Origin of the sequence: Paenibacillus sp. MBLB1832 (genome assembly GCF_032271945.1) — a bacterium.
Classification (GTDB): Bacteria; Bacillota; Bacilli; order Paenibacillales; family NBRC-103111; genus Paenibacillus_E; species Paenibacillus_E roseopurpureus.
Window position 1 is genome coordinate 4,203,517 of the sequence record NZ_CP130319.1, and the last position, 21,091, is coordinate 4,224,607.

The 21,091-nt window shown below is 45.7% G+C and carries 18 protein-coding genes; 3 read left to right on the forward strand and 15 right to left on the reverse strand.

What is annotated here, in order from left to right; translation table 11 throughout:
• Positions 1-78: 78 nt before the first annotated feature.
• From MJB10_RS18760 to MJB10_RS18780, 5 genes are all read right to left on the reverse strand, one after another.
• A complete protein-coding gene (locus MJB10_RS18760; RefSeq protein ID WP_314797146.1) occupies positions 79-1,455 on the reverse strand; it encodes an MATE family efflux transporter in 1,377 nt (458 codons plus the stop codon).
• A gap of 181 nt (positions 1,456-1,636) precedes the next feature.
• Positions 1,637-1,765, reverse strand: coding sequence for a hypothetical protein (locus MJB10_RS18765; RefSeq protein ID WP_314797147.1), 129 nt, complete (start codon positions 1,763-1,765; stop codon positions 1,637-1,639).
• A 106-nt stretch (positions 1,766-1,871) separates the two neighbouring features.
• A complete protein-coding gene (locus MJB10_RS18770; RefSeq protein WP_314797149.1) occupies positions 1,872-2,537 on the reverse strand; it encodes a hypothetical protein in 666 nt (221 codons plus the stop codon).
• 280 nt (positions 2,538-2,817) lie between these two features.
• Positions 2,818-3,837, reverse strand: coding sequence for a Gfo/Idh/MocA family protein (locus tag MJB10_RS18775; RefSeq protein ID WP_314797151.1), 1,020 nt, complete (start codon positions 3,835-3,837; stop codon positions 2,818-2,820).
• Positions 3,838-3,839: 2 nt separating this feature from the next.
• Positions 3,840-4,682 (reverse strand): sugar phosphate isomerase/epimerase family protein, encoded by an 843-nt coding sequence (locus MJB10_RS18780; protein WP_314797153.1) that lies wholly within the window; start codon positions 4,680-4,682, stop codon positions 3,840-3,842.
• 137 nt (positions 4,683-4,819) lie between these two features.
• On the opposite strand from MJB10_RS18780, the gene MJB10_RS18785 reads away from it, so the two are divergent.
• Complete coding sequence (locus MJB10_RS18785) at positions 4,820-5,725, forward strand: AraC family transcriptional regulator (protein ID WP_314797154.1); 906 nt, start codon at positions 4,820-4,822, stop codon at positions 5,723-5,725.
• 47 nt (positions 5,726-5,772) lie between these two features.
• Here MJB10_RS18785 and queC read toward each other — a convergent pair whose 3' ends face one another.
• The 4 genes from queC to MJB10_RS18805 form a co-directional block, all read right to left on the reverse strand.
• Positions 5,773-6,465 carry a 7-cyano-7-deazaguanine synthase QueC gene (gene queC / locus MJB10_RS18790; protein ID WP_397386643.1) on the reverse strand — a complete coding sequence of 231 codons (693 nt, stop codon included), beginning with the start codon at positions 6,463-6,465 and terminating at the stop codon, positions 5,773-5,775.
• A gap of 54 nt (positions 6,466-6,519) precedes the next feature.
• Positions 6,520-7,200 (reverse strand): 7-carboxy-7-deazaguanine synthase QueE, encoded by a 681-nt coding sequence (locus tag MJB10_RS18795; protein ID WP_314797158.1) that lies wholly within the window; start codon positions 7,198-7,200, stop codon positions 6,520-6,522.
• A complete protein-coding gene (queD, locus tag MJB10_RS18800) occupies positions 7,200-7,673 on the reverse strand; it encodes a 6-carboxytetrahydropterin synthase QueD (protein ID WP_314797159.1) in 474 nt (157 codons plus the stop codon). Before queD ends, MJB10_RS18795 begins: the two co-directional genes overlap by 1 nt.
• Before the next feature lie 69 nt (positions 7,674-7,742).
• Entirely contained in the window at positions 7,743-8,024 is a 282-nt protein-coding gene (locus MJB10_RS18805) for a hypothetical protein (protein ID WP_314797161.1), read from the reverse strand.
• A gap of 211 nt (positions 8,025-8,235) precedes the next feature.
• Between MJB10_RS18805 and MJB10_RS18810 the strand changes: the two genes are divergently transcribed.
• A complete protein-coding gene (locus tag MJB10_RS18810) occupies positions 8,236-8,865 on the forward strand; it encodes a nitroreductase family protein (protein ID WP_314797163.1) in 630 nt (209 codons plus the stop codon).
• 80 nt (positions 8,866-8,945) lie between these two features.
• Here the strand turns inward: MJB10_RS18810 and MJB10_RS18815 are convergent, their stop codons facing one another.
• Complete coding sequence (locus tag MJB10_RS18815; protein ID WP_314797165.1) at positions 8,946-10,031, reverse strand: hypothetical protein; 1,086 nt, start codon at positions 10,029-10,031, stop codon at positions 8,946-8,948.
• Positions 10,032-10,186: 155 nt separating this feature from the next.
• Here MJB10_RS18815 and MJB10_RS18820 point away from each other — a divergent pair, with 155 nt between their 5' ends.
• Entirely contained in the window at positions 10,187-10,270 is an 84-nt protein-coding gene (locus MJB10_RS18820; protein WP_314805733.1) for a YjcZ family sporulation protein, read from the forward strand.
• Between the two features lie 69 nt (positions 10,271-10,339).
• Here the strand turns inward: MJB10_RS18820 and MJB10_RS18825 are convergent, their stop codons facing one another.
• The 5 genes from MJB10_RS18825 to MJB10_RS18845 all read right to left on the reverse strand — a co-directional run bounded on the left by MJB10_RS18825 (position 10,340) and on the right by MJB10_RS18845 (position 20,977).
• Positions 10,340-11,779: a glycosyltransferase gene (locus tag MJB10_RS18825; RefSeq protein ID WP_314797167.1), complete on the reverse strand. Its 1,440-nt coding sequence runs from the start codon at positions 11,777-11,779 to the stop codon at positions 10,340-10,342.
• On the reverse strand, positions 11,766-13,250 hold the full coding sequence (locus MJB10_RS18830) for a hypothetical protein (RefSeq protein WP_314797169.1): 1,485 nt from the start codon (positions 13,248-13,250) through the stop codon (positions 11,766-11,768). Before MJB10_RS18830 ends, MJB10_RS18825 begins: the two co-directional genes overlap by 14 nt.
• The gene (locus MJB10_RS18835) at positions 13,219-13,599 is read right to left on the reverse strand and encodes a hypothetical protein (RefSeq protein WP_314797171.1); all 381 of its coding nucleotides are present in this window, start codon (positions 13,597-13,599) and stop codon (positions 13,219-13,221) included. The genes MJB10_RS18830 and MJB10_RS18835 overlap by 32 nt, the downstream gene beginning before the upstream one ends.
• Before the next feature lie 117 nt (positions 13,600-13,716).
• A complete protein-coding gene (locus tag MJB10_RS18840; RefSeq protein ID WP_314797173.1) occupies positions 13,717-14,520 on the reverse strand; it encodes a Cof-type HAD-IIB family hydrolase in 804 nt (267 codons plus the stop codon).
• A gap of 109 nt (positions 14,521-14,629) precedes the next feature.
• Entirely contained in the window at positions 14,630-20,977 is a 6,348-nt protein-coding gene (locus MJB10_RS18845) for a PKD domain-containing protein (protein ID WP_314797175.1), read from the reverse strand.
• Positions 20,978-21,091 lie beyond the last annotated feature (114 nt).

Sequence of the window (21,091 nt, forward strand, 5' to 3'; positions counted from 1 at the left end):
GCCAGCAACCAACCTCGTGTCACCTCTGTTTAACTAAAGAAGCACAAGCCTCCCCACCAAGAGTCTTGTGCTTCTTCGTTAGCTGGCGATCGTTTCACCGTGAGGTTTCACGAGCGCTTTCGTTTGCCAAATTCGGCTTCTCCAGCGTACATACATAAGCAATCCTCGTACCCATTCATCCGCGGTAAACGCAATCCACACCCCGAGCAAGCCCATTTCCATCCGAATGCCTAGCCAGTATGCCAATGGCACCGCGATCCCCCACATCGATACAACGCCCATCAAAACTGGGAATCTAGCATCACCCGCTGCTCGCAATGAATTGATAACAACCAAATTGAATGTCCTGCCAGGCTCTAAAATGATAGACAGCAAGAGGATCATCGACCCCATCGCTATGATGTCCTGATTTTCCGTGAACAGGCCAAGCAGGCCTTTCCGAAATATCGCGGTGATGCTAACCACGATGAAAGTGACGAGAAACGTGATCTTGAGGCTGCGAAGCAATTTGTGATAGGCCTCTTTGAAAGCGCCTGCACCGACCATATGGCCGACAATAATTTCAGTTCCCATTCCGATCGCCATGCCGAGCGAGATGAAATAGTTTGTCACATTCATGACGTACACATGTGCGCTCAAAGCGGTAGCCCCAATAATATTAATAAAGCTGAAAATCATTAAATACTGCGACTGCCACGAGATATGCTCACCTGCAGCCGGGAGCCCAACACTGAGAATTTGCTTCATAATGCGCCGATCAAAACTCATATAATGTTTTAATAGAATTGGTACTTGCAAGCGTCTGTATAGGATAACTAAAAGGACAATGAGACCGGCTAACCGACTGACGATGGTTGAAACCGCCGCCCCGGTAACTCCCCACTCTGGGAATCCAAGGTTACCGAAAATCAAAAGACTGTTCCCCACGACGTGAATCACATTCACACCTAGCGTCACATACATAACGTCCCGCGTATGTCCGTTAGAGCGTAGAATGGAAGAAATCGCGTAGGAAAGCGCCTCGATCCATATAAAAGCTGAGATCAAATTCAGATACTTTTTCGCAATCGCAATTTGCTCTGGAGCCAAATTCATGAGATGCATCAAGGGTTCAGCAAAGGTGATTAATGCGATACTTACGATGGCGCCGAAAATGAAATTAATCGTGATCGCCAGCGCCGAAATATGGCTTGCTTCCTTCACTTTCCCCGCGCCCAAATGCTGCGCAACGGCCACACTCGTACCAATCCCGACAAACCCGAACATCAGAATGCAAAATACAATAATTTCATTCGCCAAACCCACGGCACCTGTCACTTCATCCGAAATGCGGCTCAGCATGAACACATCCGCCGTGCCTAGCATCATACGCAGGACAGAATCTATAAAAATCGGCCAGGTCACCGGGAAGAGACTGAGTTTCGTCCAGGACGCGGCTGATTCTATGCCTTTCATACGTGATCACCCTCTAGTTGCAAATGAAACTAGCATAGAACACGTAAGCGATTGCAGTCAAATGATAAAAATTGGTGTGGGTGTGGGCGCGGGTGGGGAGGCGGGATGGGGCGTTAGACGGATTTTCCGTCAATCTCACATCATTCGGCCTCGTCCAGCACCGAGATAGACGGTTTTTCCGTCAATCTCGCCCAATTCGGCCTCGTCCAGCACCGAGATAGACGGTTTTTCCGTCAATCTCGCCCAATTCCGCCTCATCCAGCACCGAGATAGACGGTTTTTCCGTCAATCTCGCCCAATTCGGCCTCATCCAGCACCGAGATAGACGGTTTTTCCGTCAATCTCGCCCAATTCCGCCTCATCCAGCACCGAGATAGACGGTTTTTCCGTCAATCTCGCCAAATCGGCCTTTGTGCCTACCTCCGATGCAGTAGCTTCACCCCATTCTCCGTTATTCTAAATTTATGGCACCTGAAATCGCTCCCCCCAATTGATTCTATCAAACTATTGGCTTTCAAATTACGTACCACCCTCCTGCAAGCCTCTCTCCTAAGTTGAAGCCACTTGGATACATCAGCTAGCTGAAAAGGTTCATTCCTAAGTATGCCGCACCTTAACACCTCCCGCTCATAGACAGGCAATTGGAGCAACCCTGCACCCTCCACATGTCCTACCCGACCTATTAACTCATACAAGTTCCTTTGGCAGAAAATCGGCTTCTTCTCCAGCTCATCTCTACTATAAGGAAAATATGTATACCCCAGTATCGCAACTGAACGCGCACGTGCTCTCTCGAAGGAGAAGCGGTCTCTCGTAATTCTCTCAGCGTGTGTAACGAAGCTGTCCTCCTCGAACACGGTTCGCAGCATAGGATGACAGACATCTGCATAGATCTTCGTCCCCGACAAGCTCAACAATTCAAATTCAAGCATCAAACCATCAAACGTTCCCAAAACAGGTATCAACACCTCCTCTAGAAGTTTCTTCGTACCCGTTAAATCCCTTCCTAACATCTCCAGCCTCTGACCACTGGCTCCTTTTATCTGCTCCTTCAAGAAACTCTCAAACTCCTTCTCAAACACCTCAATCGCCTCCTTAGAGAATAAAAAAACGCCGCAACTCCAATAAAAGGAGCTAACGGCGTGTGCTTCACGCTTAGAATGGTTGATGATTGTAATTGATTATTTCTGCCATGATGGCGCGCGATGTGGGCAAGTTAATCGCACTGCTATAAACTCACCTTAACAGATTCTCGCTTGTTTCGCAAAGCCTTCCTCTCTCCTGCAAGCCCTGCTCCCCCACCTAGAAATCCCCCACAAATCGAAAAAACCTTGGCAACATCCCCCAAGGTTTCCCCACATTCTACTTCACCTGCACCCAAGCCCCTTGCCCATCCGCTGAAGCGATCTCGGCCACAGCAATTTCAATGCTATCCTTTGTGCTCAATGGCGCTGCAGTCACAATCGTACCGCCCGCAAGCAACGTTTCGATGAAATATTTTAACTCTAAATAATAGCCCATTTCTGGCGACAACTCTGGCTTGAAGCCTGCGCTGTCGTTCGGGTTTACTTTCAAGCCGTCACTGTTAAATACCAAGTTGCCGCCTTGAAAATTAACACGGAACTGCATATCAAAACCGAAGTCGCCTTGAAGCGTCCAATCTGCTTGTGCATTGACAACTTTGCCGTCACTGTACTTATAGTTCGCAGAAACCATATCGTAACCGCTGCCTGGAACCACATTGCGCGCCAAGCAGGATACGGATTCTGGTTTGCCGAACAGCCAGTTCACCATGTCGATATCATGAACGTGCATATCTAGCAGCGCACCGCCGCTCTTCTCCTTCTCAAGCAGCCATGGTCCCCAAGTTGGCGTCCCACCGCCGCGGTAGAAGTAACCGCCAGTTGCTTGACCATAAGTTCCGTTTTCCACGACTTCTTTCAGGTACACATAGGCTGGCCAGAAACGAAGACATTGACCAATCATCAATTGTTTCCCGTTCGCCTCAGCCGCCGCAATCATATCTTGGCACTCTTCCGCATTCAACGCCATCGGCTTCTCACATAGCACATGAAGTCCTGCATTCAAACATTGAACAGAGATATCACGGTGCAGATATGTCGGCAGGGCTAAGTCTACGAAATCTAGCTGCTCTTTCTCAATCATTTCTTCGACATCCGTATATTTCTTATACTTGCTGAAATCAATGCTAGAAGCACCCGTGTCAATGTTACCTGCTACAGCATTACCTTCGAGCTTCACAGGATCAATATCGCATAGAGCTACTACCTGAATCGCAACTCCCTCTGCTTCCAAGCGTACGTAGTTCTCCAAATGCGTTCTACCCATGAATCCTAAACCGACGAGTCCGATTCTTAGCATGCTTACTTCCTCCCCAGAATAGCATCCATAGCACCAGATGTGTTATTAATAATTTGATTACCATGATGGGTGTATCCAGGAATCATTTCAGCGATCACATAGTCTTGATACCCGATGGCTTGCAGACCTTTTACCACTTCCGGAAAGTTCACATCGCCAGCAAGAAGATCGACGAAACCATGCAAACCGCCTGCCGCGCGGCGATAATCTTTGAAATGTACTTTTTTGATACGATGATTCAAAATAGCAATCCAATGCTCCGGGTATCCTGAGAAAATCACGTTGCCTACATCGAAATACGCCCCAACGTACGGCGAATTTACTTTATCAATGAAATCCCGCATTTCCAGCGGTGATAGTAAAAATTTGTTCCACACATTCTCGATTCCGATGGAAACTTTCAGCTCTTCCGCAACCTTGGAAAGCTCTGTAATCGCCGCCAAGGAATAGTCATAAGCCTGGTCATAAGGTACCACTTCGGAATCTGGAATGAAATCCACACCAACTGCACCTGGAACGACCAGAATTGTATCCACGCCAAGTATGGCTGCAAATTCAAGCTGTTTCTTCACGATATCTTTCGCTTTTTGACGCGTTTGCGGTTGACTACTCGTCAAGGAGTAGGACCAGAACAAACCTGTTGCCAGTGAGCTGATTTCGATACCAACTTCATCTGCAAGCTGACGGTAACTGCGGATTTCGCTTTCCGAGCTTTCGAGGCTTAAATGCCCCCTTTCATTCAAAGCGAGTTCAATGCCGTCAAAACCTGCTTTTTTCGCTAAAACGATTGCGTCTTCAACTGTAGTACCACCTGGAAATGACCAAATATTGATCCCTTTTTTCATCGTTATCTCCTCCGTCTCTTAGCTTTATTATAAAAGAGGAGCAGGCGCGTTGATTTATCTATTCAGCCGAATTATTTGCACTTTATCCAAATATGCTGTGGTAAAATAGCAATAACCCCCTAGAGAGGACGGACAGCATGGAATTCCCTCGCATTTATTTACAAGAATCCCTTTCAATCGGGCATCTGATTTCCTTTCACTATTTTGAATATGCCAAAGGCTTTGTATTCGACGGTGAGCAGCATGACTTCTGGGAAATTCTCTATGTGGACAAAGGTGAAGTCGAAGTGCGCGCCGATGATGTCGTCCATGTGTTGCAACAAGGGAATATGATCTTTCATAAACCTGAAGAGTTCCATACCGTGCATGTCAGTCATGCGCATAAACCGCCCAACCTCATCGTGATCGCTTTCGCGTGTGAGTCAACCGCCATGTCGAAGTTAGCGAATAAAGTAGTATCTCTCTCCGATCGCGAGCGCAATATGCTGTCTATGCTTACGCAGGAAGGGTTTAACGCTTTTCTCCCTCCCTTCGATTCCCCTTCAGAACATCAATTAGAACGAAATCCGGAAGCACCCTTTGCCAGTGAACAACTGATCAAATCCTATTTGGAAATGCTGCTCATCACATTAATCCGCAAGCAAGAGGCGGGTGCTCAGCCCGAAACGCAGAAATTTAAGCAATCCTCCTTGCAAAAGGAAAAGGCCGAGTCGCTGAAGGTTCAGCAAATCATCACCTATTTAAACGACCATCTTGCCGATTCCTTTACGCTCGATCATCTCTGCCAAACGTTTCATCTCGGCAAAAGCCGGATGAAAGATCTATTCCAATCCCAGAAAGGAATAGGCGTGATGGAAGCCTTCAAATCACTCAAAATTGAACAGGCTAAAACCTATCTGCGTGAAGGCAATTACAATATCACCGAAGTTGCAAATTTGCTCGGTTATACGAGTATTCATTATTTTTCACGGGATTTTAAGAAAACGGTTGGCATGTCGCCCTCGGATTATGCGAAATCGGTGAAAGCCAGAGTTTATAGCTAAAAAGGCCGCCCGCTCGTAGATTTCTCTACCAGCAGGCGGCTTTTGCTTTAAGTTAAATAAGGTATCGGATCGGTCGATCCTGCTTCTTCAAAGCCTTTCAAACGCAGTCGGCAGGAGTCGCACACACCGCAAGCTTCCGCTTTGCCATTGTAACAAGACGTTGTCAGCTCGTAAGGCACGCCAATTTTCAAGCCTTCTTCAATGATCTGTGCTTTCGTCCAAGAAATTAATGGCGTTTCAATTGTAATGCCTTTCCCTTCAACGCCAACCTTCGTCGCTAGCGCAATCACTTCTTCAACCTTATGAATAAATTCAGGACGGCAGTCCGGATAGCCGCTGTAATCCAAAGCATTCACACCGATGTAGATCGCTTGGGAGCCCGTTACTTCAGCATATGAGGTTGCGATCGAAAGGAAAAGCAGATTGCGCCCAGGTACATAAGTGACTGGAATTTCAGAAGCATCCGCCGCGGTTCCGTTCATCACATCAGGCACATCAATCGCATCATCCGTCAACGCACTTCCGCCAAAATCACGCAGGAAATCCAATTTAATGATTTTGTGGCGAGCGCTTACGCCATAATGCTCAGCAACCTGCTTGGCATTCTCTATTTCAATCTTGTGACGTTGACCGTAGTCGAATGAGATCGGGAATAAGTCATATCCCGCTTCTTGGGCTAGTCCCATACATGTCGTGCTATCTAAACCGCCGCTCAGGATGACAACAGCTCTTTTCTTCATTTCACCCATGACTTACACCTCTTTATCTAAAATATAACGGAGCGATGCTGCCGCCTAAACGCCTCGCATCGCTGGATCCCAAATGATTTTGTGAAGCTGCATGTTCAGCTTCACCTTGGATAAGCCCGCTGCCAGCATCAAGTCCACCAGCTTGCGCGGCGGCATCGTTTCCCAGACGGGGCTGAACATCGGCAATGCCTTTGTCGGATATTGCTCCAGTACACGAACAGCCGTCTCGAAGTCGTGGTCGCTTCCGATCACAAATTTCAACTCATCCTGCTCGCGCAGCAGCTCGAAGTTGCTGTAGATCATCTGATCCATCTCACCGGAATCCGGCAGCTTGAAATCCATCACATAGCGCACCTTGGGTGATGTGATTTTCGCTACGAACGGCGCCAGATCGATCGCCCCGTTCGTCTCGATGTGCAAGTCATCGACCTGCTCAAGTGCGGCGAGCGCTTCAATGAGTGCGAGCGACTTGTCGCCGTACAGGAGCGGCTCGCCTCCTGTCAGGCAAATATGCCGGGAGCGGAACGTCTGAACTTTGCTGATAATTTCAGCAATGGTCATGACGTTCTCGGCTTCCGCCGGCGGGTAGCTGTACGTGGTGTCACACCACGTGCAGCGCAGGTTGCAACCAAAAAGACGGACGAAGATCGTCGGGAACCCGGCACGGGTTCCTTCCCCTTCAACCGTCTCAAAAATCTCGACCATGGGAATGCGAATATCGCGCATTATACGTCCTCCTCCATCATCGCACGCGTGATGGCTGCATAACTGGTCGGCGTTTCCCACAGGCGAATCTCGTCCAAAGTAATCGCAGGATACAGCTTTTCATCAAGCAGTGCTTGGTGGATCTCTTCGTAGATCCATACCACCATGTTCTCTGCTGTTGTATTCATCGGAGGCAGAACGTCGTTCAAATATTTGTGATCCAATCGATCAATCACTCGTTCTTTCGTAATGCGTTTGATATCTCCAAAATCGATCGCGATCCCTCGGCTATCCACTTTTCCACGCATAATCACTTGCAGCTTGTACGTGTGGCCATGTAGACTTTTACATTTTCCCTCATAACAATGCAGATGATGCGCACTGTCAAACGTAAATTCTTTGGAAACCAAAACGGATTTATGGTGATATTTCAATTGATTCTCTTGGATGTCTCGCCCCAATTCTTGCACATCTCTTGGGATTTCATAACTCATTCATTATCACCTCTTTAATAGAAAAAAAACAGTACTCTACATTATATCATAAATGGACAGATTGTCACCCTACATCCCCGTGGAAGAATTTCGTGACTTTTTGTTCATCCAATCCAGATGGCCGCGAATCTCCTGCATGCGCTCGTTCTCCTCACGGAGGTCAGCTTCAATTAAAGCAGTTAGCGCTTCAATTTGTCCAACGACAGATTCAGGAAGCTCCACTTCTTCCAGTGATTTCACGATATATAGCAAGCATTGCAGCGTTTCTTCCATCAAGCTCTTCTTATTCCCTGTCAACACCACTTCACTCAAAAAAATAAGATGATTCAACTCTTTTTGTGTTAGTTTCAAGAGGAACAACCCCTTTCTTTCTCCATTATCCAACATTTTCCGACAACGCGAAAGACTCTCTTGACAACTCTAACTATAACATTTATGATTACAGTAAATTGTTATAAAGTTGTTTACAGTTCATCGATCAATTTCCAATGAATTACACACATGCTTTTTGATAGATGAACAACAATAAAAAGAACTTATTTTATCCTTGGAGGGATTCCTAATGAGTACACAAGTACAAACTGCGGTTTTGAAAGTCATCGAAGATCGTCATTCCGTTAAACAATACCAAGCAGGGCATACGATTCCGAAGGCTGATCTTGATCAGATCCTGACTTCCGCTTCCCTAGCGCCATCCTCATGGAATCTTCAACACTGGAAATTGCTTGTGATCGACGATCAAGCACAGAAAGAAAAATTGCTGCCAATCGCTTACGGTCAAAAGCAAATCGTGGAGAGTTCCGTCGTTATCGCTGTTCTTGGTGATCTTGAAGCGAACAAAAACGCGCAAGCTGTATTCGGCCCTGCTGTAGCAGGCGGCTTCTTGCCTCAAGCTGTAATGGATTCACTTGTAGGCCAAATCGAAGGCGCGTATCAATACCCGCAAGTTGCTCGTGATGAAGCGATCCGTAACGGTTCGTTAGCCGCGATGAATTTGATGCTTGCTGCGAAAGCACTTGGCTATGACACTTGCCCAATGGGCGGCTATGATGCTGGTAAATTCGTTGAAGCTTTCAACGTTCCTTCCCGATATGTTCCTGTTATGTTGATCGCAGTTGGTTTGGCTGCTTCGCCAGCTCGTTCTGCAGGCCGTTTCTCCCTTGATCAAATTACCGTTTCCAACTCCTTCTAATTCGTTGATGAATATGAAAAAGGCATGGGTCTCATTCGTTGAGACTTCATGCCCTTTTTAATTTTAATGATGGAATCGCGTTAATGCAGCTGTTCGGTTTCGAATAAAATCTCATCAATCAGCTTATTCCGATATAACATGGAGAGATTGAACGTTTCGTACTCTTGTTCCTTATCCAACTCTTCCAGCAGCAGCGTCGCAATTAATTCGCGGTCATCCGAATCACCTGGCTCCCGGAAATCAATAAACCCCGTTAGCTGCCGCGAGCTGATATCTACCGTTGCTGTGCCAATGGGCAAATCTCCATGTGATTGTTGATAAATTTCATAGGAAAGCGTGTCCAGATCATCACGAACCATTACAATGGAATAGTCATCTCGCATTGGGATCCACATATCATCTTCCCCTTGAATTTCATCCACCAAATCCAGCATATCAATGTGTGTTAACTCCACCGTATCCACCGTTTCCCCATTGTAGACCATATGGAAGACGAACGTGTCCGTTTGCTCCTCATCAAAATCCCCCACTATCAACTCCGTAACAATATCCATCTCTGCATCAAAAGGATCGAATCGCCAGATGATCTCACCAATGACCTCTGACCCATAGATGTGCAAATTCGCTTCTGCGACCAATTCCGAGTCCTTTTCAAAGACATGATACTCAACACTGCTCCGATTCTCACTGACAACAACCAACTCGTAGCCTTGGTGCTGTCTGACGTCATGCAGCATATCCATTTGGGATACGGATTCATCCTCCTCCCTATCCACCATGGTAAGCTCTCCCCGCAACCATGAATAATTGAGTTCATCATCATGAAGCAAATCCTCGCTAGTCCATTCATCCTCGTCCACGATGGACGGTCCAATCGCATGATCCGTCGCAATCACAAAATCATAATCACTATAGCTGACGATCACTTCACATTCCGAAATGCCCAAGGCATCGATCGCACTTTGAATATACGATTGTGCATAATCGTAAACCTCCTGCTTGCCCTGGAGCGAAATGGACTGCTTCTCCAGATGAATCGCGCCTTTGAGACGATCCGATTCCCTGTAGACTAGCGTTAACGTACCGACAAACTCCCCATTGTACATAATATCGCAGACTTCACCGCCTGCTGTTTTCAGGTCGGGTCTTAGCATAATATCGGCCACGACTTACTCGCCTCCTCTACAGCTCTTGTGTCATTCTTCTATAGAATGCCCAACATCGTCCAAAATATGTGCAATCAGGATATCCGTCTATACACTTCTGCCCCAACGTACATATCTTATCTTATAACAATCACCACGAAAGGGGGGGAATGTCTATGTCAGGAGTAGGAACTTCCGCAGCTGCAGTTCTTGTACTTTTTATTCTTCTTGTTATCATCACTAGCGCATTCGTTATCTAATCGCCCTATTATAGGTAAAAGAATACAGAAAGACGATCTCCTGCCTTTTGGCTTGGGGATCGTCTTTTTCTATTTGGGTTGCTGCTGCGTTGTGTTGAGCTTCAGACGCTCTGTTTCAATGGCAGTGAGCTTCGATGTAATTAGCTTCCCAGCTCCTGGCTTATCCTTATGATGCGAGAAAATATCTCTCGCCCTCGCTAACTTCCCCGAACGCATCGCCAATTCGCCTAACGCTGTTGCTGCCTTCCACTCACCAATCTGGTAATCGGCACTAACACTGCCGCGGTAATTGGGCAAGGAGGTGAGTGATTGTTTCAAACTCGTTTCCGCTGATTTTAGCAGCTCATCCGCTTGTCGCATTCGTACCTGGGCCAGCAAGTAATGGGCGTCTGGGAAATCAGGGGAATGTTGAATTGCTTTATGACAAAATGCTTCCGCTTCTGAGTAATTTTTTCGCTGCATCATAATCTGAATAAGCAGTCGGTATATTTCAGGCATTCGACCAAATAACGGTGTTTGTCGTCCAAGACGTTCCGCCTCTAATAATGATGAGAGTGCTTGTTCCTCAAGTCCGAGTCCAAGCGACTCGCGCCCGTGGAACAACCAGTGACCTGGGTTTTCAGGCTCCTCTTCCACCATCAGAGTTAGCAATCGCAGATTGCGTTCCAGCTTGCCTCTGCTTTGGAGCACTGCTGGCTCATAGCCGTGATGGTCCAAACGGATTTTGACCGCTCGCCGGTACGTATCGAGTTGGTAAATCCCTTGCGCCGTACCGATCTGCTCATGGATGCGCCCGAAGTAGCGCAGATCACGTTGTGCTGGAAACATGCGGACTTGCGAAAAATCATGCTGAATCGTCCCATTCACTCGGTTGAGATGCCAAATGTGCAGAGCAGGGATGATGTTCAAGTGGTCGAACACACCTGCAACCTCTCTAATCGAGTGGACATCCTCTTGAAGCAAAACCTCGTCCGCGTCAATCCAAATGACCCAGTCCGTTTGCACATGCTGAAGTCCTTGGTTACGTGCGGCACCGAAGTTATCCGACCACACGATGGGGATCACCTTCACCTTCGGGAATTGAAGGGCAATCCTGCGCGTCTCGTCCGTCGATGAATCCACGAGCAGGATTTCATCGACTGCGCCTTGCAGCGCATGGATACACTTCGCGATGTTCGCAGCTTCGTTGTGGGACAGAATCGCCGCGGTGACGGTCACCTTGGGAACATACAGGAGATCCTCGATGTCTGCTCGAGGATCTCCTGGTGGCATCTGCTGTATGCGCTTGAAGATGGGATTAACCCACTTCGCTTGTGGGTCTAGCAGCCAAGCGCGGTCGAAGACCCGCTTCGCTGCGCCAGCTTGCTGCTGGAGCAGCAGCGTTTCGCCAAGCATGACCCAGAGCTGCGCATCCAGCGGAGTCTGGCGGATCGCTTGGAAGAGCGCGGCTTCGGCTTCTTGGAGTTTGTGGGATTGAATTAGGGTGGTGAAGTGGTTAATTGGTTTCATTTGGTTTGATGAATGGAACTGTGTAGACGCGAGAACCGCTTGTGCCAGCTCCAAAATCTGGATCAATGGTTAATACCGTTCCAGTTGGACTCTGAATGTCACGGACGGTTACGACGTAGGAACCTGAATCATAACTATAAGTTACCGATGCAACAGTTGACATAGAAACATAATCGCCGAAATTTGCCTTGAAATCTGAATATAACGATATACTCTGGCCCCCTCCTTCATCACGATCCGGCTCATTCAGATAAACGTGGATATCGTTTTGATACCAAACGTACTCGCTGTTCTCTGTAAACGCTGTATATAGTTTTACTGTTGCACTTTTATCTGATTGCGTGCCAGCTTCAAACTTAATATAATCATGGCCAGTGGTATTATTATGATAATAGTACGGTGTCACTACAGTGGAATCCGAGTACGACTTTGTAGAAATATGAACGATATGCTCACTAGTTTCCAACCAACCCTGGGTATGCGGTTCAATGGTTAGACTACTGATACCTGCATCGTTGGATGCATATAAATCTAAATTCTCAGGAATTTGTTGATCGTTAAAGCCATCAAAGACAATGTTACAATTAAGCTCTGTATGAAGTCCTTCATCATCATAAGCTGTAATTTTGGATATCTTGTAAGGTCCAACAGACTCAGGATACACCTCATACATATCAAACAATGTCACAAGATTTGATGATTCATTCAGTTGGTCAACATAAACGGATTCTACCACCGTATTTGACCCATGTGAGAGTTCCAACTGATAACGAAGTTCGTCATCGCTTGTATCATTGAAAAATTCATTCAAATCCAGCAATGCCCCCCCTGACATTATCAAGGAATGATCTAGCTTCTCAGCAGCATCTTTATGATTCAAGAATGGAACTACAGGATTGGATGTATTCAATGTAGGTGCTGTATTAGGTGTAACAGTAACTGTAAAAGTCTGCTCAAACACACCCCCAAGGCCGTCACGCGCAATTGCCGTAAATGTGCTCGTCCCTACATGATGAGCCGCAATGACCCAACTTCCACTTTCAAGCGTGAAACTCGCTGCTGGATTCTCTACTGAATGATTAATGACATCAACATAAACAACATCTTCAAATGCATCAATCTCATCGCTGAAATAGAGTGACAGGTCCCCATCCAACGAATTGACCTCTATTTCTGAACCACTCTCAATTGTACGATTCGTAAAGGGATGATTAGGATGTGCAAGATTAAAAGTAGGCGCATGATTTCCAGGCTCATTTCCAGTATAATCAATTTTCCCAATTCCTTTTAACAGTTCTTTTGCATCACCTTGTGATATTGCAGGACTTGACGTTAATTGTTTTACTACATCTCGAATATCAAAATTTCTTTCCACCAGAGTCTCATTTTCATCAACAACTATTACATCAAAGTTGTCCGTATAAGGAGTCCCAAATTGATTAAAAGAAATCGTAAACGTTGCAGTTTCCAACTCGTAATGGATGTATCTTAAGCAGTCCTGCAGAGCCATAGCCCTGCTCATTATATGCAATATCTGAACCACTACTATTTGAGTTTGTACTTGTTACAGAAACATTAGTAATATAATTTCCATAAATAGCTTTCAAGTCCCGAATTGCAATTTCTTCTTCATGCAATGGAACGACTAGGTTACTAATCTCATCAACGATAGTTACTGGCTTAGGCGACGGCAATGTTTCTGTACCATACGCATATGACACATAAGAACCCCCAACAATAAATGGCGCACCTACCAAAGCAGTACTCACCAAAAGAGCAGCCGTCTTTTCTTTTTTCGAATAAAGCTTACCTTGTTTCATCAATCAAAATCACATCCCACATCTATTATTCTTTCCCTCATTCTACCATAGGCTAATAGCACTAAAAACCCCCAAAACGACAAAAAACCCCAAAAATTGAGGTTTTATCGAAATATATTAAGTTAAACAATATTGGCGCAGCGCTTCATGCACACCTTGGTTATTATTCGAAGAAGTGACGGCGTCAGCGGCCTCTTTCACGGCATCTGGCGAGTTCTCCACAGCGATCCCCAGACCCGCGAAATTCATCATTTCTAGATCATTATAGTAATTACCGATCGCTAGAATTTGAGAGGATTCAATGTTCAATGAAGAAGCCAAAGCCTTCAAGGCGGTTCCTTTATTTGCCTCAGGATTCATGACATCAATGAACAAATCACCGCTGCGAATCATACGCAAATGGCCGTAGAGCTTCTGCTCTTCCCACTCTTTTTGAACACGATCTAATACATCTGGTTGTCCAAAAAGCGTAAATTTAACAATAGGCACACTAAGCTCGGATACCGAGGTCACTAATTTCGGTTGAATGAGGAACTTTTTGTACATCATTTTCTCATACTCACCGATTCGTTCGATAAACATATTAAACGCGGTGCACACATCGAAATGAATTCCCTCGCGGCGGGCGTATGCCAACATCGGTTCAATTTCTGCAACTGTAAAAGAAAATTCATTCACCAAGCTTTGACCTCGTTCATCCGCGTGAACCGTCACTGCACCATTGTGCGTAATCATGGTACCTTCCAAACCAAGCTGTTCAAGAATCGGCAATGTGCTTGCAGGCGCTCTTCCCGTGCATAACACAATATGACACCCTTGATCATACACTTGTTGAATGGTTTCAATCGTCTGATCCGTTAATTCATGATCATCCGTCAATAGTGTTCCGTCAACGTCAAGTGCGACTAAGCGATAGTTCAAATGGGTTCGCCCCCTTTCCGCATTTTTATCGACTATTGTACCATAGGAACTTGCATTGGGCACCGCTTTTACACAAAAAAGACAGTTATCCGAAGATAACCGTCCCTCTTTATTGAACCCGATGTACACCAACCGATTGCTGAACATTCCCAATGATTTCGATAGGTACATCTTCAGTTTTCACAATGCCATTGCGGTATCGAATTTGAAAATGTATCGTGTGCGCGCCTTTGGGCAAACCTTCCGTAAAAGACTGGAATTTGCTGTCGAATAGCTCCCCCTTGTAAAGAGTTGGATCGCCCGAATCTGGTTCTAGCTTTTGAGAGACATACAAGGACTGACCGTCCAAACCAACCGTATCCATCCAAGAAAGCACCTCCTCAACTGGGGCTGTTTCGCTTTGACTTTTCACAACAAATATCTCACCAGAATAAAACTGTTTGGGTGCAGCTTGCGTACGATGTCCCTGCTGATTATGGAAAATGAGCCATGAATCGGTATACGTAACATCCGAGTGAATGGTGAGCGGTAATACGGTTATGGTTTTAACCGCTGTCGTTGTCACCATCCCGTCTGTGACTGCTAGCGTCACTTTATAGTCGCCAGGTTCAAAGAACTTGTGCGTGAAGTTCGTGGTTGTAAACGACTTCGTCCCCCCGCTCAGCCCTTCTATGGTCCAAGTATATGTGAGTGAATCCCCGTCAGGGTCAATCGAAGCATTGGCACTGTGCACCTCGTCTCCTTCCCAAACGGGCTTAGGACTCCAATCAAAATCAGCGATCGGCGCTCGATTGATATACATCCAGGTTTGCGGAGAGTAATTAGACCAAGTGAATCCATCAAAAACCCTGACACGAACACGAAGCTTTTGACCCGTTGGTAGATCCTGATTAACTTGCCAGCTGCCAGCATTTAATGTCGATCCCTGATAATACTGACCTGAGTCCAAAATCATAACGTTATTGGTCTCATTCGTGATTTGAATTTGAAAGTATTGAAACGTCGTACCAGGATCGAGATCCATCTGGTTCCATTTCAATGTCGGTCTCATTGAATTAAACAAAGTAGGCGAAGCCTGTGTACCATTCGGCACGGTCATCGTAGCAATGGGAGCGCTATTGATCTGCATCCACCCAAAATTCGACCAGGCGGACCAATTGTACACATCTTTGACCCTTACTTTAACCTGATATTTTGCACCTAATGTTAAGTTGATCGGCACATGCCAGGTCTGCGAACCATCGAGTTGATTTTGATCAACGATGCCACTATCTACCACCAAAGTACCGCCGCTGTCAAACACTTGCACCTGATAATGAGTCAAGGCATATCCATCGGGATCCGTCTGATTCCAAGTTATATCGGGGTTAATTCCTACCATTGTCGGGTTAGCAAAGGCACCATTTGGCATCGTTAACGTTGCTATTGGGGGTGATGCTGGCACAGGAGTTGCAGTTGTAAATGTCGTAGATACAGGAACACTCAAAGCTCCATACTCATCAGCAACTTGCAAATAGACGGTATACGATCCTGATAGCGACGGTTTTGACGGTTTACCTAACGTAAAGTTTCCATTCGGATCAACGAAGGAATATTGTCTAGATACAACACCGCGATTAGCACAATAATTCATGTTTGTCACATCTGGTGCTGAACAAGCGGAAGTCGATGGATCGTAGCGGTCTGGATCGTAAGAATTATCCGTAAAGATCACCGTTCCATCACCTTGCAAAGTGGCTATGAAATTCAGTATGACTGGTCTTCGGTGTACCACAATAGAGGAGTGGAACGGATTCGACGATTTACGATACAACTCGAATAACATGCTAGGATAAAAAAATGTAGGATTCGGATCGTCCTTGGCCGATAAGGTGATATCGTAAACACCAACCTTATCAAACACCGTTTGCGAACCACTGAAAGTCTGGTTATCCAGCACCGAAAGCCCTTGATTATTTAAGAACTTAGGTGTGTGCTTATAAAACCATTGATAGGTGCCACTTGCGGGATCATTTTCAGAATCCGTGTACGAGATGTTATCGTACTTGACTGTTGCCGATGCTGATCCACTTTCCCACAATGCAAATCCAGCATACCAAGCCGTCTGAGGCGTAGTGATTGGTTTCTTTATTATGTTTGTGAAAGTCGTGTAGGACTTGTCCGTAAAAGGCCCTATCGTACCGCTTAACCACGTGCTGTCTTGTATACTCAGATACGGTACGCCATTCAACCTAAGATCAATTTTATTGCCAGTCATCGAAATAGCAAACGTATAATCTGTATTATCTAGAAACGGAAAATTAGCACTAGCTAAGACCGTCGGCGCGCCATTGACATACTTTGTCAAATAGATCACGGACCCATTGGTTTCAACTGCATATCGATTTCTGGGGTCCTGCATACGGAAGGAAAATCCTGCTTTGTTTGTGTTTGCATTGGCACTAGCCATGTTTAAAGTGAATTGCAGTTCCACATCTGTCACAGAAAAATCGGATACAAACTGGCCTAATTTCGTCGGATAGCCCACTGCTGGCGTCGTACTTGGGGTACCGATGGCTAACCAAGGCACGAAGTTATGCTGATCATACCCTGCGAATTGTGATGAGAATAAGGCCATGAGCATTCCATCACCAACATATTGCGAGCTGAAAATTGCATTCGTTGACCCCGCATAAAATGCACTTATTGAAAGCAAGCCACCTAGGCCGTTGATCGTACCCACTGTTTGCCCTGCTGCGTTTTTGACTGTATTACCAACTGTGTTGTAACCTTCAATCGTTTGTGTGCCCGTGGAATAACCGCCATCCCAGTTAATGGTTGGTTGATTATTGTAAGCCCAACCTGGATTATCGCTATCTGAAACCACCCCAGTAGTCTTGTCTATGGACTCGTAAAAGGCTTGGTGCCCCATATAAATCATAGAGTAACTTCGAACTTGGATTTGATTTCTTTGGGGATTGTCCACCATTAAGATTATTGCATCAGCATGATCCCCAAGCGCATAAGAGAAAGAACCAACGTATGTGGTTTGACTTCCCTTCAGTTTCGTTTTCCAAGCAAATGAAAGATCAGCATTAAGCTTAATAATAGCGGCGCCAGCAGCTACGGTAACCTGAGTGCCACTAGACGTATACGAGCATTGTTGCTGTGAAACAAAGTAAAACTCACCATCCGCGCCCCTAAAACTTTTTTGAACATTGTCTCTGCACGAGGATGTTGGGTTAATTGCTGGATCGGTCCATGTCGCATTCGCTAGAGGAACGGACTTTACTATTTGACCTTGACGATTAATTTGACGGACTTGAAGATCATTGTAATAGCTCTCTCCCACGACAACCACTAAATCTTCTCCAACATTTTGAGGAGGGAAAGTACTCTGGGCACTCATCTCATAATTATCACTATAAACCTGCCCATTCCCCAACGATGAGTCAAAAGGGCTATAACCATTCAGTATTGAACTGCTTATGAATTGCCCTGTAGTTGCATCAAATGTTCGGAGCTCGACCAAATTAACACTTACGTTATTCTGTTCGCCACCACTATAATAAGCATACTCAGCAGGATACCGTATCTTCGCATATACGATATTCCCAGCAACATGATACCCTAAAACAGTAGCTTGCCACGGTGTACGAGTAGAAACCCCATACGCGTGCGTGTAATCCTTTCTTGAGAAAGCATCATAACTATCAAATGCAGCCGTCTTGTATGTCGGTGGGGGGCCATAATTACCATTTAAAATGTCGCTTCCTTTGATGATAAAATCATAGGGCGAGCCGTCCAAATATTTATGTACATAATCTGGGAACATACACCCCGAGCAATATTCAGTTGTTCCTGAATAACGCCCAATCTTGCTTTTATTCATTGCGTAAAATGAATACCCGCCAGTAGAAGAGACACTACCCGTTCCGAAATAAATATGGGTATCCGTTGTTTTGAAAACAGGGGGCCCATAGCCCCAAGCCACGGGTTGCCAAGTTCCTGCCGTAGACCCTGGAATTAATAGGGGCTGCGTATCCATTGTCCCAAAGCTAGCAAAAGATCGATAGGGTGACTGTCCATTGGGACCTAAACCAAAATCTTGTGCAGGAGTTATGAATTGTCGATATTGCGTTTGACCCCATTGCTCATAATTAAAATTATAGTATTCCTGAGATTGCGTGTTTCGGCCTAAACCTGCAGCTAGCTGATTGGCTGCTCCTGCGGTCCATCCAACACCCTTGTTAATGGCACTATTCGTATTCGTTTGAAAAAGGCTCCAACTCGTCAATATTCTACTAGCTGGGTATAGCACCGCTGGTTCGATAGCTGGTTGTGCATTCTCGCCCTCAACTTCGAAACTGACCACTGGCCCGTCCTTGTTCACCACATCAAGCGTGATTTCAGAAGCAGCCTGCGTGCTGTTATCACTGCAACGACCGAAATCTTCACAGCTTGTAACGAAGAAAAGATATTTGCCTATTTGGGCAGGGGTAAAATCAACACCAGATACATTCCCGCCACTAAGCGTTTGCCACGCATCGTTCTGGAAGCCATTATTGTCCGTATCATATTTGTATTTAAACGAGGCTGAAGCAATTGTATCACCATCCGTGGAGTAAGATTGATTCTGAATATGCGTGGAATTGCCACGTACACTGAATGAAGGCACCCCAAGCTTGGCTATTGGGGGTTTATCCGGATGTACCGTGATATGGCAGTCGGAACTTTCAAGCGATAATAATCCCGCTGTGTCTGTTACGCTCTCAAGTGTGACTGTTATTGTGATATCCGACATCGTACCATTGGCATAGCTCGTTTGTAGATTGGACCACACATCCTTCGTGTGATCAATCAAACGACCTACCGGACTATGACTGGACGAAGCATTTATAGCACCATTAGAAATTGTTCTGTTTTCCTTGATCTCGCTGGGGGCTGAACATACTGGAATTGGATTGGGAGGAAGCACTTCGATGATCGTAGATCTTGTCGTCGAAGCCCCCCATTGATCGTGCATGGAAGCTTCAACACGGTGAAAACCAGGCGTATCCATCACGATGTTATGATAGCCGTCCGTGTAATGACTTACTCCACTTTTGCCTGGGATCGTTTGAGTCCACGCGTCAGAGCTATTGAAATTAAAGTCGTCCCAATAGATGAGATCACCATCAGGATCACTTGGCGTTGGCACTGAGGGATCTTCGATATAGATCATATCCAACGTATCTCCCACAACCGCGGTTTGAAGGGGCGTTTTTCTGTTCGAAGGTTTTACCCAGCCAATTTTGAAATCAGGAGGACCGTTGATGGACGGGCCATTGATCGTTAAGGTTTTGGTGGCGATAAAGCCAGATGAGCCGCAGGATGCTTCGATCATTAAGGAGATTTGATGCGAGCCTACTGCAAGGATGGATGGATAATTGCTTTGGTTATACGAGGTATCTAGCGTTTGATTATACACCTTAGCTGTGTAAACAAAGCTGCCTCCACGTTCTATTTTGTAGTAATGATCTGTGTAGGTACACCCGCTAGGAATCGTAAAAGGTAACGGGTGTAGCTTGAAACTGTCACGGTAATTGATTGTGGAGGGGGTTATTTGGAAATCCCCAGATACAGAAGCTGGAGTTGGGGTCGGGGTGGGGCTGGGTGTAGAGGTGCCTCCAGAGTAGGTGACTTCGATGTGGTCGGGGTATTTGTAGGTTTCGGACACTAAATCGACGGTGAAGGCGGCGTAGTAAACCATGACTTTGGCGCCGTTGGGAGGGCTTCCGAGTTCCTTGGAATGTCCCTCATGGTCGAAGTCTTGGGAATAAGTCACTGTGTAATTGTTGGCACTGGTTGCTGTAACTGTGCCTGATGTAGTTGTATAATCGCTTCTACCAGCACTTACTCCAGCAGGACCATTAATATTCGCAAACAAATTTACTTTTGAGGTCGCTATAATTTGGGAATTGCTGACAACAGATGAAGGTATCACAGTTCCATTATCCGAAGTCGTATATGCGACATTTCGGGAGGCAGTAAGTGAAAGACTGACTTCGAAGCATCCTGGATATATTGGCATGCTATAACCATTAATGCTTTCAGTCGGTGCTGATCCACAAGATTTTGTTCCACTTGGGAAGTCAGCATACCATTTAACACCTTTATCCCCCCCAGGGATATAACGATACCAAGCATAATAACCCTGTAATGAGTCATTATCTCTGGATTCCACTTGTCGTTCATATCCCCAATAGGTTTGCGTTCCAGACCAATTAGTTTTTCCGGATGCCTCTGGAATACTTTCTACTTTCACATCATCACGAAAAACATCAACACTTTGAATGATTTGCCCGTTTGGTGCTGAAATAGAAATTGGGTTAGTAGTGGCACTAGCTTGATCACTGTAAATCGCCTGATAACCTGTGATTGTATTAACAGAATAAGTTAAATTAATACTGGTTATATCACTTGCATGTGCAGTCATCCAACTAAATTCGAGAAATTGAATGGTGGTTATTTGCAAAACCAAAAAGGTAATAATTAAAAGGCCTACTTTTCTTTTAGCGTAACGTATGTGACTTCCTCCCTTCTATATAAA